Source organism: Kitasatospora sp. NPDC056181, from assembly GCF_042266225.1.
GTDB lineage: Bacteria > Actinomycetota > Actinomycetes > Streptomycetales > Streptomycetaceae > Kitasatospora.
The window spans coordinates 1-13,856 of the sequence record NZ_JBHJUK010000190.1; the positions used below are offsets into that span (position 1 = coordinate 1).

Annotated in this window: 7 protein-coding genes; 3 read left to right on the forward strand and 4 right to left on the reverse strand. The window is 72.3% G+C overall.

Annotated elements, in window-relative coordinates; all coding sequences use genetic code 11:
• Positions 1–81 precede the first annotated feature (81 nt).
• Together pepN and ACFC1F_RS39145 are read right to left on the reverse strand one after the other, a co-directional pair.
• A complete protein-coding gene (gene pepN, locus ACFC1F_RS39140; RefSeq protein ID WP_376165937.1) occupies positions 82–2,673 on the reverse strand; it encodes an aminopeptidase N in 2,592 nt (863 codons plus the stop codon).
• A 158-nt stretch (positions 2,674–2,831) separates the two neighbouring features.
• The gene (locus ACFC1F_RS39145) at positions 2,832–4,553 is read right to left on the reverse strand and encodes a PQQ-binding-like beta-propeller repeat protein (protein WP_376165939.1); all 1,722 of its coding nucleotides are present in this window, start codon (positions 4,551–4,553) and stop codon (positions 2,832–2,834) included.
• Between the two features lie 546 nt (positions 4,554–5,099).
• On the opposite strand from ACFC1F_RS39145, the gene ACFC1F_RS39150 reads away from it, so the two are divergent.
• From ACFC1F_RS39150 to ACFC1F_RS39160, 3 genes are all read left to right on the forward strand, one after another.
• Positions 5,100–6,302 (forward strand): ROK family transcriptional regulator, encoded by a 1,203-nt coding sequence (locus tag ACFC1F_RS39150; RefSeq protein ID WP_209411660.1) that lies wholly within the window; start codon positions 5,100–5,102, stop codon positions 6,300–6,302.
• Positions 6,303–6,512: 210 nt separating this feature from the next.
• Positions 6,513–8,435, forward strand: a complete 1,923-nt coding sequence (gene dxs, locus ACFC1F_RS39155; protein WP_376165941.1) for a 1-deoxy-D-xylulose-5-phosphate synthase — start codon at positions 6,513–6,515, stop codon at positions 8,433–8,435.
• A gap of 142 nt (positions 8,436–8,577) precedes the next feature.
• Positions 8,578–10,095: an ArnT family glycosyltransferase gene (locus tag ACFC1F_RS39160; RefSeq protein ID WP_376165943.1), complete on the forward strand. Its 1,518-nt coding sequence runs from the start codon at positions 8,578–8,580 to the stop codon at positions 10,093–10,095.
• 152 nt (positions 10,096–10,247) lie between these two features.
• Here ACFC1F_RS39160 and ACFC1F_RS39165 read toward each other — a convergent pair whose 3' ends face one another.
• Together ACFC1F_RS39165 and ACFC1F_RS39170 are read right to left on the reverse strand one after the other, a co-directional pair.
• Positions 10,248–12,377: a 3-hydroxyacyl-CoA dehydrogenase NAD-binding domain-containing protein gene (locus ACFC1F_RS39165; protein ID WP_376165945.1), complete on the reverse strand. Its 2,130-nt coding sequence runs from the start codon at positions 12,375–12,377 to the stop codon at positions 10,248–10,250.
• Positions 12,378–12,379: 2 nt separating this feature from the next.
• Positions 12,380–13,597 carry a thiolase family protein gene (locus ACFC1F_RS39170; RefSeq protein ID WP_376165947.1) on the reverse strand — a complete coding sequence of 406 codons (1,218 nt, stop codon included), beginning with the start codon at positions 13,595–13,597 and terminating at the stop codon, positions 12,380–12,382.
• Between the last annotated feature and the right edge of the window lie 259 nt (positions 13,598–13,856).

Consider the following 13,856-nt stretch of genomic DNA (forward strand, 5'->3'; position numbering starts at 1 on the left):
GGACGCCACGTCCGGCGCCCCCTCGGGCGTTCCTGCACGTTCCGGGGCCGGGAGCCCGCAGGCCCCCGGCCCCGGAGGGCGTCAGTGCCCGAGCGCCCGGGCGCCCGCCGCCCGGTCGGCCACCTGGGCCTTCAGCGCACGCTCGATCCCGGCGCGCGCCTCGACGACCTGCCGCCGCAGCGCCGGCGCCGGGTCGGCCGAGGCCAGCCAGGCGTCGGTGGCGTCCAGCGTGGCCTGCTCGACCTGGAGCGCCGGGTACAGGCCGACGATGATCTGCTGCGAGATCTCGTGGCTGCGGGTCTCCCAGATGCCCTTGACCGCCGCGAAGTACTTCGCGGTGAACGGCGCCAGCAGCTCACGCTGGTCGGCCTGCTGGAAGCCGACGATCACGGCCTCCTGGACGTAGTTGGTGAGCTTGTCCGACTCCACCACGGAGGCCCAGGCCTCCGCCTTGGCCTCGGCGGTCGGCCGGGACGCGCGGCAGGTGGCGGCGTGCTCCTGGCCGGCCGCGGTGTTGTCGCGCTCCAGCTCGGCCACGACGGCGGCCTCGTCGGCACGCCCGGTGGCGCAGAGCCGGCCGAGCAGGGTCCAGCGCAGCTCGGTGTCGACGGCCAGGCCCTTCAGCTCGACCGAACCGTCCAGCAGGCCGGCCAGCAGGCCGAGCTGACCCTCGGTGCGGGCGACGGAGGCCAGCGCGCGGGCCCAGGCCAGCTGGTGGTCGCTGCCGGGCTCGGCGGCGCGCAGCTGCGCCTCGGCGGCCTCGGCCCAGCGGGCCAGGCCCTGCTCGCGCCAGGCCGGGTCGGCGTAGGCGTCGAGGGCGAGCTTGACCTGGCGGTGCACCGACTGGACGACGCCGATGTCGGACTCCCGGCCGAGGCCGGAGACGGCGAGCGACAGGTAGTCGCGGGCGGCCAGCTCGCCGTCGCGGGTCATGTCCCAGGCGGAGGCCCAGCACAGCGCGCGCGGCAGCGAGTCGGCGAAGCCGCCGAGGTGCTCGGTGACGACGGCCAGCGAGTCCTCGTCCAGGCGGACCTTGGCGTAGGAGAGGTCGTCGTCGTTGAGCAGGATGACGGCCGGGCGGTGCCGGCCGACCAGCTCGGGCACCTCGGTGCGTGGGCCGTCGACGTCCAGCTCGATCCGGTCGGTGCGGACCAGCGAGCCGTCGACCAGCTCGTACAGGCCGATGGCGATCCGGTGCGGGCGGAGCACCGCCTCGCCCTTGGCGCCGGCCGGCAGCGCGGGGGCCTCCTGGAGGACGGCGAAGGACTCGATCTCGCCGTCGCTGTTGAGGGTGAGCGCGGGGCGCAGCACGTTGATGCCGGCCGTCTCCAGCCAGGCCTTGGACCAGGCCTTGAGGTCGCGTCCGCTGGACTTCTCCAGGGCGCCGAGCAGGTCGCCGAGGCGGGTGTTGCCCCAGGCGTGCTGCTTGAAGTAGGCCCGCACGCCCTGGAAGAAGGCGTCCTGGCCGACGTACGCCACCAGCTGCTTGAGCACCGAGGCGCCCTTGGCGTAGGTGATGCCGTCGAAGTTGACCTGGACGTCCTCCAGGTCGTTGATCTCGGCCATGATCGGGTGGGTGGACGGCAGCTGGTCCTGCCGGTACGCCCAGGTCTTCATCTGGTTGGCGAAGGTGGTCCACGAGTGCGGCCACTTCGAGCCGGGCGCCTCGGCCTGGCAGACGGCCTCGGCGAAGGTGGCGAACGACTCGTTCAGCCAGAGGTCGTTCCACCACTCCATGGTGACGAGGTCGCCGAACCACATGTGGGCCAGCTCGTGCAGGATGGTCGCGGCCCGCGACTCGTACGCGGCGTCGGTCACCTTGGAGCGGAACACGTACTGGTCGCGCAGGGTGACGGCACCCGCGTTCTCCATCGCGCCGGCGTTGAACTCCGGGACGAAGAGCTGGTCGTACTTGGCGAACGGGTACGGGTAGTCGAACTTCTCCTGGAAGTAGTCGAAACCCTGCTTGGTGACCTCGAAGATCGCCTCGGCGTCCAGGAACTCGCGCAGCGAGGGGCGGCAGTAGACGCCCAGCGGCACCTTCTGGTCGCCGTTCTCGTAGGCGTCGAAGACACCGACGTACGGGCCCGCGACGAGCGCGGTGATGTAGCTGGAGATCCGGCCGGTGGGCTCGAACCGCCAGACCTGGGTGTCCCCCTCGCCCTCCGGGGACGGGGTGGGGGAGTTGGAGACGACGACCCAGCCCTTGGGCGCGGTCACGGTGAAGGTGAACGCGGCCTTGAGGTCGGGCTGCTCGAAGGAGGCGAAGACCCGGCGGGCGTCCGGCACCTCGAACTGGGTGTACAGGTAGGTCTCGCCGTCCACCGGGTCGACGAACCGGTGCAGGCCCTCGCCGGTGTTGGTGTAGGCGCAGTCGGCGACGACCCGCAGCTCGTTCTCGGCCGCCAGGTTCGGCAGCGCGATCCGGCTGTCGGCGAAGTTGGCGTTGTCGAGCCGCTCGCCGTTGAGCGTGATCTCCTCGACGCTCGGGGCGACCAGGTCGATGAAGGTGGCCGCGCCGGGGGTGCGGGCGGTGAACCGGACCACTGTGGTGGACCGGAAGGTGCCTCCCTCGCGGGCCGAGCCGAGGTCGAGCTCGATGTCGTACGCGTCCACGCGCAGGAGGTCGGCCCGGGTGCGGGCCTCCTCACGCGTCAGGTTGGTGCCGGGCACTCGCAGGACTCCTTCGTCAGGCTTGATGCCTCGCATCCTCCCATGTCCCGACGCCCGGGCCGGGGGAAAAAGCCGCGGGCGGGGCGGGACGGGCCGGTCGGCCCGCTCCGCCCCGCCCGGTCGTGCCGACGGGTGGTCAGCCCCTCAGGGCCGACGCGTCACTTCTTGACGTACTTGATCACCGGGTTCTCCGAGCTGGAGCTGCGGGCGAAGCCGAACAGCGAGCCGTCGGACTGCACCACGTACTCGGTGGAGCTGGCGTAGACGGAGTCGGCGGCCTTGTTCTGGGTGAGGTTGCCGAGCTCGCTCGCCGAACCGTCGGCCGGCGAGAGCGTCACCAGCTTGGCGTCCTTGTTGTAGCCCATGTCCAGCACGGCGCGGACCTTGCCGTCCTTGTCGGTGCCGGAGACCAGGCGGATGCCGTCGGTGGCGCCGCCGGTGGCCGACCAGAGCCGCTTGCCGCTGGTCAGGTCGTAGGCGTTGACGGCCGGCTTGGTGGGGTTGGTCTGGACGTACAGCGTCGTCCCGCTCACCACGCTCTGGGTGAACGCGTCGGCCTGGCCGGAGAGGCGCAGGCTGTCGGCGCCCGGCTCCTTGACCGACATCGGGTTCATCGGCTTGTTGCTCTTGTCGAACGGCAGGATGTAGTCGCCGTTCGGGCCGTTGGTGACCAGCAGGACGAGCGGCTGGTCCGAGACGACCTTGTCGACCCGCTCGATGCTGCCGGTCAGGGGGATCGGCGCGGAGCTGGTGGTCTTGCCGGTGTCCGCGTCGACCAGCACCAGCTGCGACTTGGTGGTGGTGTTGAGGCCGTAGCAGCGGTCGCTGACCGCGATCTGGGCGCCGGCCGCCTTGCCGTAGACGCTGCAGTCCTTCTCGCGCGGCTGGAACTGCCAGGCCGGCGAGCCGTCGCTGATGTTCACCGCGCCGACCATGTTGGCGCCGATGCCGATGACCTTCTCGGTGACGGTCAGGGTGGGCGAGGACATCCGGTCCTGGCTGACCTTGGCCGTCCAGAGCAGCTTGCCGGTGCTGACGTCGACCGCGCCGACGGTGGAGCAGTCGCTGTCACCGGTGTTGAGCGCGACCGCGGCGATGTGCTTGGAGTTCACCCCGTACGAGGCGGCGCAGAACTCCTTGCTGCCGGCCGGCGGGGCGATCGTCCACAGCTCCTTGCCGTCGGCCGAGTTGAGGCCGCGGATGCCGGAGCTGTCGGCGCGCACGATGGTCTTGTCGGCGCCCCAGATGCCGAGCATCTGCGAGCCGCTCGCCGCGTTGGCCGGCTTGGCGGCGGTCCAGGCGAGGTTGTAGGCGCCGGCCTTGCCGCCACCGGTCGTGCCACCGGTGGTGGGGTCGGTGGTGGTACCGCCGGAGGTGCCGCCGGTGGCACCGCCCGCGGTGCTGCTGGTGCCGCCGTTGTCGGCGGTGGGGGTCTTCGGGTCGTCGGGGTTGCCGGTGAACAGCACGATCAGGCCGGCGACGATGGCGATCGCCAGCACGCCGCCGATGATGCCGCCCCAGAGCATCACCGGGTTGCGCTGCTTGGGCGCCGTCGGCACCGGCGCGCCCGGGTAGCTGTACCCGGCCTGTTGCTGCTGGTAGGCGTAGCCGCCGTCGGCGGCCGGCGGGGCGGTGTAGCCGTACTGCTGTCCGGCGCCGGTGCCGCCGAACGAGGGCTGGCCCGGGGCCGGGTCGTACGGGCCGACCGGCGCGCCCGCCGGGGGCTGGGGCGTGCCCTGCGCGGGGAAGGCGGCGGCGGTGGGCGCGTAGGCGTAGTCACTGCCCGGTGCCGGCGGCTGGGCCGGGGGCTGGCCGGGAGGCGCGGCCGGCGCGGCCGGTGCGGCCTGGCCGGGGATCGGTGCCCCGTCGAGCTGTGTCATCTGGTCCGCCACGGCGGCCGGGTCCGGTGCTCCGCCGGGCGTGCGCCCCAGCGAGACTCCCCGGTTGTCCTGGTGTCCGCCGCCGGACGAGTCGCCTGCCCCCGGCGTAGGGTGATCCCCTGCCATCTGATTCCCCGTCATGTCTGAAAGCGTCCCCCGGCCGGGTCACGTCCGAGGCCGGTGGGACGGGTGAGATTGGGCACCATCGTACGGGTGGCCCGTTTTGGCCCTGCTTCAGGAGCCCCGAACCCCGCGTGCCGCGCCCCTGAGCTGCCGCGTGTCCCGCCGCCCCCGTTCCGCCCGCGCCCCGGCGTGCCGCCGCCGGGCCCCCTCCGGGCGCCGCCCGGCCCGGCCCGTCGCACTCCCGGCCGCCCCCGCGCCGCCGCGGACCGCACCCCTTCCGACGCCCCCGCGCCGCCTCCCCGTCACCCGCTGTTCCGCCCGCGTCGCCGGTCGCCGCACCCCCGACCCCCTTCAGGGCCTACGCTTCAGGAGTTGGAGGGAGCGCCCGGCGGAGGGGTTCCCTCGCCCTTGGGAGGGTGGATCATGTCGACGGACACACCGGGCTCGCAGTCCTCGCTGCACCGGGCGAACCTGGAGCGCGTGCTCCGGGCGGTACGGATGGCCGGCTCGCTGACCCAGGCCGAGATCGCCCGCGGCACCGGGCTCTCCGCGGCCACCGTGTCCAACATCGTCCGGGAGCTCAAGGAGAGCGGCACCGTCGTGGTCGCCGACACCTCCTCCGGCGGCCGCCGTGCCCGCAGCGTCTCGCTCAGCGGTGACGCCGGCATCGTGGTGGGCATCGATTTCGGCCACACCCACCTCCGGGTCGCCGTCGGCAACCTCGCGCACCGGGTGCTCGCCGAGGAGAGCGCGCCGATCGACGTGGACGTCTCCGCGGCCCAGGGCTTCGACCGCGCCGAGGCGCTGGTCGAGCGGCTCCTGGCCCAGGCCGGCTTCCGCCCGGACAAGGTGATCGGGGTGGGCCTGGGCGTCCCCGGCCCGATCGACGTGGAGACCGGCGCGCTCGGCTCCACCGCGATCCTGCCCGGCTGGACGGGCATCGCCCCCGGCCGCGAGCTGGCCGCCCGCCTCGGCATGCCGGTGCACGTGGACAACGACGCGAACCTGGGCGCGCTGGGCGAGCTGGTCTGGGGCGCGGGCCGCGGCCTGAGCGACCTCGCCTACATCAAGGTGGCCAGCGGCGTCGGCGCCGGCCTGGTGGTCAACGGCCAGATCTACCGAGGCCCGGGCGGTACCGCCGGTGAGATCGGGCACATCACCCTGGACGAGGCGGGCCCGGTCTGCCGCTGCGGCAACAGGGGCTGCCTGGAGACCTTCGTCGGCTCCCGCTACCTGCTGGGCCTGCTCTCCACCACCCTCGGCCCGGACCTCACGCTGCCCCGGCTGGTCGAGCTGGCGCACCAGGGCGACCTGGGCTGCCGCCGGGTCATCGCCGACGCGGGCCGGCAGATCGGCACCGGGGTCGCCACCCTCTGCAACCTGCTCAACCCCCGCCGGGTGATCCTCGGCGGCGACCTCGCCGACGCCGGCGAGCTGGTGCTGGCCCCGATCCGCGACTCGGTGGCCCGCTACGCCATCCCGAGCGCGGCCCGCCAGCTGTCGGTGGTGCCGGGCACACTGGGCGGCCGGGCCGAGGTGCTGGGCGCGCTGGCGCTGGTGATGAGCGAGATGGACGACTCCAGCGCGCTGGGCCGGTCCGTACAGGCGTCCGTCGCCCGACCGTGAGTGCCCGGCCGAAGGGGCGTCCGAGGCCGTCGGCGCACCCGTACCGGCGGTTACCGGCCGATGGTGGCGGGCACCCCGCTCGGCGTCCGGTAGGCGGACATTAGACTCGACCGGTCGGCACCGACCGAGACAGTCGGACCGCGCCGGCACACCGGGCAGCGACGCCCGTCGGACCGCCCGCGGTCCGCGACTTTGAACGAGGAGGAACGGGTGGCCCTGCTGACCCGCATTCGGGGACCGCGCGATCTCGACAAGCTCACTCCCGGACAGCTGGCCACCCTGGCCGAGGAGATCCGGACCTTCCTGGTGACGGAGGTCTCCAAGACGGGCGGCCACCTCGGCCCGAACCTCGGCGTCGTGGAGCTGACCGTCGCGCTGCACCGGGTGTTCGACTCGCCGCGCGACCGCATCCTCTTCGACACCGGCCACCAGAGCTACGTGCACAAGCTGCTCACCGGCCGCCAGGACTTCTCCCGGCTGAAGATGAAGGGCGGCCTCTCCGGCTACCCGTCCCGGGCCGAGTCCGAGCACGACGTGATCGAGAACTCGCACGCCTCCACCGTGCTCTCGTACGCGGACGGCCTGGCCAAGGCCAACCGGATCCAGGGCAAGAACGACCCGGTCGTGGCCGTGATCGGCGACGGCGCGCTCACCGGCGGCATGGCCTGGGAGGCGCTCAACAACATCGCCGACGCCAAGGACCTGCCGGTCGTCATCGTCGTCAACGACAACGAGCGCTCCTACTCGCCGACCATCGGCGGCCTGGCCAACCACCTCGCGACGCTGCGCACCACCCAGGGCTACGAGCGCTTCCTGTCCTGGGGCAAGGACGCGCTGCAGCGCACCCCGGTGGTCGGCCAGCAGCTGTTCGAGACCCTGCACGGCGCGAAGAAGGGCCTCAAGGACTTCATCGCCCCGCAGGGCATGTTCGAGGACCTCGGCCTCAAGTACATCGGCCCGATCGACGGCCACGACCTCACCGCGCTGGAGTCGGCCTTCACCAAGGCGCGCGGCTTCGGCGGGCCGGTGATCGTGCACTGCCTGACCGAGAAGGGCCGCGGCTACCACGCCGCCGAGAACAACGAGGAGGACCGCTTCCACGCGGTCGGCGTGATCCACCCGGACACCGGCCTGCCGGTCAAGAGCTCGGGCAAGGACTGGACGTCCGTCTTCGGCGAGGAGATGGTCGCGCTCGGCCACGAGCGCGAGGACATCGTCGCCATCACCGCCGCGATGCTCCACCCCGTCGGCCTGGCCCCGTTCGCGAAGGCCTTCCCCGACCGCATCTTCGACGTCGGCATCGCCGAGCAGCACGCCGTCACCAGCGCGGCCGGCCTGGCCACCAACGGGCTGCACCCGGTCTTCGCGGTCTACGCGACCTTCCTGAACCGCGCGTTCGACCAGGTCCTGATGGACGTCGCCCTCCACCGGCTCGGGGTCACGTTCGTCCTGGACCGGGCCGGTGTCACCGGCACCGACGGCGCCTCGCACAACGGCATGTGGGACATGTCGATCCTCCAGGTCATCCCCGGCCTGCGGCTGGCCGCCCCGCGCGACGCCGACCAGGTGCGCGCCCAGCTGCGCGAGGCCGTCGAGGTCAAGGACGCCCCCACGGTGGTCCGCTACTCCAAGGGCACGGTCGGCCCCGCCGTCGCCGCGGTGGGCCGGATCGGCGGCATGGACGTGCTGCGGGAGGCCCCCGGGGCCGCGGAGCAGGCCGACGGCCGCCGCGCCGACGTGCTGATCGTCTCGGTCGGTGCGATGGCCCCCACCAGCCTGGAGGTGGCCGACCTGCTGGCCGCCCAGGGCATCACCGCCACCGTGGTGGACCCGCGCTGGGTCAAGCCGGTGGACGAGGCCCTGCCGGGCCTGGCAGCCGAGCACCGGGCGGTCGTCACGATCGAGGACAACGGCCGGGTCGGCGGCGTCGGCGCCGCGGTCGCGCAGGCGCTGCGCGACGCCGAGGTGGACGTCCCGCTGCGCGACTTCGGCATCCCGCAGGAGTTCCTGGACCACGCCTCGCGGGGCGAGATCCTCGCCGAGATCGGCCTCAACGCCCCGGACATCGCCCGCCAGGTGACCGCGCTGGTCGCCCGGCTCGCCAAGCTGGACGTGGCCACCGTCGAGGCCTGAGACCGGCCCCGGCACCCCCGGCCCGCCCCGCGGCGCCCGTTTGCGACAAGTCCGCAACAGTTCGCCCGGGGCAGGCCGATAATCGCAAGGAAAGGCGGGACCGGCGCTGCCCGCGCCGATCCCGCCCGGTAGGTTGTCATCCGTGCCGACCCCCACCCGATCCCGCCTCGCCGGGCTAGCCGAGCGCCTGCCCGACCGCGTCCGTACCGGATATTGGACGAGGCTGGTGCCGGTGCTGGCCCTGGTGGCGCTCGCCACCCACATCCCCTCGTTCGTCCGGCCGGTCTGGAGCCCCGACGAGGGCTTCCTGGCCACCCAGGCCCGGATGCTGGCCGACGGGGGCGTGCTCTACGACACCGTGGTCGACCGCAAGCCGCCGCTGCTGCCCTGGCTCTACCAGGCCTGCTTCGCCGTCTTCGGCTCGGCCTCGCTCTGGCCGCTGCGCACCCTGGCGGTCGTCGCGCACCTGGGCACCGCCGTCCTGCTGGCCTCGATCGCCCGCGGCCGCTGGGGCAACCGGGCGGGCGCCGGTGCGGGCCTGCTCTACCTGCTGGTCTCCATCGGGCTCTCCCCGGAGGACACCCAGGCGGCCACCTTCGAGGTCTTCATGCTGCCCGCCATGGTGGCGGCCTTCCGGTACGCCGAGCGGCGCCGCTGGCTGGCCGCCGGGATCGCGGTGGCACTCTGCTCGCTGACCAAGCAGACCGGTGGCGCGGTGCTGCTGCCGGTGCTCTGGATGCTGTTCCAGGACGCCCGCCGGCGCGGCGTCCGGTGGCCGCCGGCCCTGTTCAAGATCGGCTTCGGGTTCACCCTGCCGATAGCGCTGGTCGCGGTGATCCTCACCAAGCCCAAGGGCTTCCTGTTCTGGGTGGTCACCGGCAGCGGCGACTACGCCTCGTTCGGCGGTGCCTGGCTGCAGATGACCGGCCGGGCGCTCGGCAACTCGGCGATCCTGGCCGGGGCCGGCCTGGGCTTCCTGCTGCCGGTCGGCCGACGGCTCTGGCTGAAGTACCGCCACCGCCCGCTCCCGGTCGCGGGGGAGGAGCACGGTTCCACCGCCGACCTCTGGGTCTGGCTGCTCTCCTCGGTGGTCGCGGTCAGCGTCGGCTTCCACTTCTTCGGCCACTACTACCTCCAGCTGATCCCCCCGCTGGTGCTGCTCGGCACCGGCGCGGTGGCCACCTCGGCGGTCCGCTGGAAGCCCGTCCTGGTGTACACGACGGCCGCCGCCACCGTGTTCTGGGCGCTGGCGCTGGCCTGGCCCGGCGAGCGGCTCAACCAGACCACCGAGGTCGCCACCGCGGTCGCCGCGCAGACCACGCCGAAGGACACCGTGCTGGTCTGGGGCATGCACCCGGAGCTGTACTGGCTGGCCGACCGCAAGCCGGCCACCCGCTACCTGACGGCCGGGTTCCTGACCAACTACAGCGGCGGCAAGGACAGCAGCCCCAACGTCGGCGAGAAGTACAGCGTCAGCGACGCCTGGCAGACCTTCGACAAGGAGCTGCTCGCCAACGGCCTCCCGGAGGTCGTGGTGGACGACTCGGGCCTGGCGCCGTACCAGCCGACCCAGATCCCGCGGATCGAGAACCTGCTGGACACCCACTACGAGATGGTCGGCGTCTTCGCCGACACCGTGGTCTACCGCCTCAAGCGCTGAGGCCCGCCGGCCGGGCCTGGCCCTGGCCCTGGCCCTGGCCCGGACGGCCCCGCCCGGCCCGGCCGGACCGCCGGCACCGGCTGCACGGCCCGCCCGCGGACACGAAGGAGCCCCGGTGACCTCCACGGTCACCGGGGCTCCTGCGTCACTGCCTAGGCGGGCACGGAGGCCACGCCCGGGGCGAGGAAGCGCTTGCCGTTCACCCGATCCGAGACGCCCTCACGGTCCAGGTACGGGGTGATCCCGCCCAGGTGGAAGGGCCAGCCGGCGCCGGTGATCATGCAGAGGTCGATGTCCTGCGCCTCGCCGACGACACCCTCCTCCAGCATCAGGCCGATCTCCTGCGCGACGGCCTCCAGGGAGCGGTTGAGCACCTGCTCCTCGGTCAGCACGGTGTCGCCGAACGCGAGCAGCTCCAGCACCTCGGGGTCGAGGACCTGCTTGCCGTCCACCCAGGTGTAGAAGCCGCGCTTGCCGGCCTTGACCACCTTGCCGAGGTTCTCCGAGACGGCGAACCGCTCCGGGAAGGCCCCGTGCAGGGTCTCCGAGACGTGCAGCGCGATGGCCGGGCCGACCAGCTCCAGCAGCATGATCGGGGACATCGGCAGGCCGAGCGGCTCGACGCCCTTCTCGACCGTGGCGATCGGGGTGCCCTCGTCGATGATGGTCTGGATCTCGCCCATGAAGCGGGTCAGGATCCGGTTCACCACGAACGCCGGGGCGTCCTTGCACAGCACCGCGGTCTTCTTCAGCTTCTTCGAGACGCCGAAGGCGGTGGCCAGCGAGGCGTCGTCGGTCTGCTCGCCGCGGACGATCTCCAGCAGCGGCAGGATCGCGACCGGGTTGAAGAAGTGGAAGCCGACGACCCGCTCGGGGTGCTTCAGCTTGGAGGCCATCTCGGTGACCGACAGGGAGGAGGTGTTGGTCGCCAGCACACAGGTCGGCGAGACCACGTTCTCCAGGTCGGCGAAGACGGTCTGCTTGACGCCCATCTCCTCGAACACGGCCTCGATCACGAAGTCCGCGTCGCCGAAGCCGGCCGCCTTGTCGAGCGAGCCGGTGACCAGGCCCTTGAGGCGGTTGGCCTTGTCGTTGCCGATCCGGCCCTTGGCGAGCAGCTTGTCGATCTCGGCGTGGACGTAGCCGACGCCCTTGTCGATGCGCTCCTGGTCGATGTCGGTGAGGACCACCGGCACCTCCAGACGGCGGGCGAACAGCAGCGCCAGCTGCGAGGCCATCAGGCCGGCGCCGACGACGCCGACCTTGGTGACCGGGCGGGCCAGCGACTTGTCCGGGGCACCGAACGGGCGCTTGGCCCGGCGCTGCACCAGGTTGAAGGCGTAGATGCCGCTGCGCAGCTCGCCGCTCATGATGAGGTCGGCCAGGGCCGCGTCCTCGGCGTCGAAGCCGGCCTGGAGGTCCTGGTCCTTGACCTGCTGGATGATGTCCAGCGCCTTGTAGGCGGCCGGCGCGGCGCCGTGCACCTTGGCGTCGGCGACCAGGCGGCCCCAGGCGACGGCGTCGTCCCAGGCCTTGCCGCGGTCGATCTCCTCGCGCTCGACGACGACGTCGCCCTTGAGCACCTTGGCGGCCCAGAGCAGCGACTGCTCCAGGAAGTCGGCCGGCTCGAAGATCGCGTCGGCGATGCCGAGCTCGAAGACGTCCTTGCCCTTGAGCTGCTTGTTCTGGCTCATCGAGTTCTCGATGATGACCTTGATCGCCTTCGAGGGGCCGATCAGGTTCGGCAGGATGGTGCAGCCGCCCCAGCCGGGGACGAGGCCCAGGAAGACCTCGGGCAGCGAGAACGCCGGAACGCCCGCGCTGACGGTGCGGTAGGTGGCGTGCAGGCCGACCTCGACGCCGCCGCCCATCGCCGCGCCGTTGTAGAAGGCGAAGGAGGGGACGGGCAGCGCGGCGATCCGCTTGAAGACGTCGTGACCGCCCTTGCCGATGGCGAGCGCGTCGGCGTGCTCCTTGAGGATCTCGACGCCCTTGAGGTCGGCGCCGACCGCGAAGATGAACGGCTTGCCGGTGATCGCGACACCGACGATCTTGCCCTCGGCGGCCTCGGCCTCGACCTGGTCCAGCGCGACGGACAGCTTCAGCAGCGAGCCCGGGCCGAAGGTGGTCGGCTTGGTGTGGTCGAAGCCGTTGTCCAGGGTGATCAGGGCCAGCTTGCCGGCCTGGAGCGGCAGGTCCAGGTGGCGCACGTGCGCGGTCGTGACGACCTCGCCCGGGAACAGGGCGGCGCCGTGCTGGAGCAGTTCAGTCGTGGTGCTCATGGTCACTTACCACCCTCGAAGTGGGGGTTCTCCCAGATGATGGTGCCGCCCATGCCGAAGCCGATGCACATCGTGGTGAGGCCGTAGCGGACGTCCGGGCGCTGCTCGAAGCGGCGGGCCAGCTGGTTCATCAGGCGCACGCCGGAGGAGGCCAGCGGGTGGCCGAAGGCGATCGCGCCGCCGAACGGGTTGACCCGCTCGTCGTCGTCCGCGATGCCGTAGTGGTCCAGGAAGGCCAGCACCTGGACGGCGAAGGCCTCGTTGACCTCGAAGGCCTGGATGTCGTCGATCGTGAGACCGGCCTTGGCGAGGGCCTTCTCGGTGGCCGGCACCGGGCCGATGCCCATGACCTCGGGCTCGACGCCCGCGAAGGCGTAGGAGACCATGCGCATCTTGACCGGGAGGCCGAGCTCCTCGGCGACGTCCTCGGCGGCCAGCAGCGACGCGGTGGCGCCGTCGTTCAGGCCGGCCGAGTTGCCCGCGGTGATGTTGCCGTGCGGGCGGAACGGGGTCTTGAGGCCCGCCAGGCTCTCCATCGTGGTGCCCGGGCGCAGCGGCTCGTCCACGGTGGCCAGGCCCCAGCCGGTCTCGCCGACCTCGGGGTTGGTGTTGCGGATCGAGATCGGCACCAGGTCCGGCTGGATGTCGCCGTTGGCGTACGCCTTGGCGGCCTTCTCCTGCGAGCGCACGGCGTAGGCGTCGCAGCGCTCCTTGGTGATGTGCGGGAACCGGTCGTGCAGGTTCTCCGCGGTCATGCCCATGAACAGGGCGGACTCGTCGACGAGCTTCTCGGAGACGAAGCGCGGGTTCGGGTCGACGCCCTCGCCCATCGGGTGGCGGCCCATGTGCTCGACGCCGCCGGCCACGGCGATGTCGTACGCGCCGAAGGCGATGCCGCCGGCGGTCGCGGTGACGGCGGTCAGCGCGCCGGCGCACATGCGGTCGATCGAGTAGCCCGGGACGGACTTCGGCAGCCCGGCCAGCAGGGCGGCGGTGCGGCCGATCGTCAGACCCTGGTCGCCGATCTGCGTGGTGGCCGCGACGGCGACCTCGTCGATCCGCTCGACGGGCAGGTTGGGGTTACGGCGCACGAGCTCCCGGATGCACTTGACGACGAGGTCGTCGGCGCGCGTCTCGTGGTAGATGCCCTTCGGGCCGGCCTTGCCGAACGGGGTGCGGACGCCATCGACGAAGACGACGTCCCTCGCGGTACGAGGCACGGGGGCTCTCCTCCCAGGGACCAACAGATTGAGGTGGGCAGGCTGCCGCCGTCCGTCGCAGAGAGGACGTGAGCGGCGCCGCTTCCCCGCCATGCTACCCGCCGGTAACCAACCTGCCCAGGCCCGGCGGCCCGATCACCGCGTGTGTCCCGCGACACGTCCCCCGTCCGGGTATGACGAAGGGGACGCCGACGTCGGACGGCGTCCCCTTTCGTGTCGTGCCTCCCGGTCTCCCGGCGGCACCGCGTCAGTCCTGCTC

Bases quoted from the DNA above. Each gene is read 5' to 3' on its own strand.
- ACFC1F_RS39165 (WP_376165945.1), bottom strand. From the start codon at position 12,377: ATGAGCACCACGACTGAACTGCTCCAGCACGGCGCCGCCCTGTTCCCG.
- ACFC1F_RS39145 (WP_376165939.1), bottom strand. From the start codon at position 4,553: ATGACACAGCTCGACGGGGCACCGATCCCCGGCCAGGCCGCACCGGCC.
- ACFC1F_RS39150 (WP_209411660.1), top strand. From the start codon at position 5,100: ATGTCGACGGACACACCGGGCTCGCAGTCCTCGCTGCACCGGGCGAAC.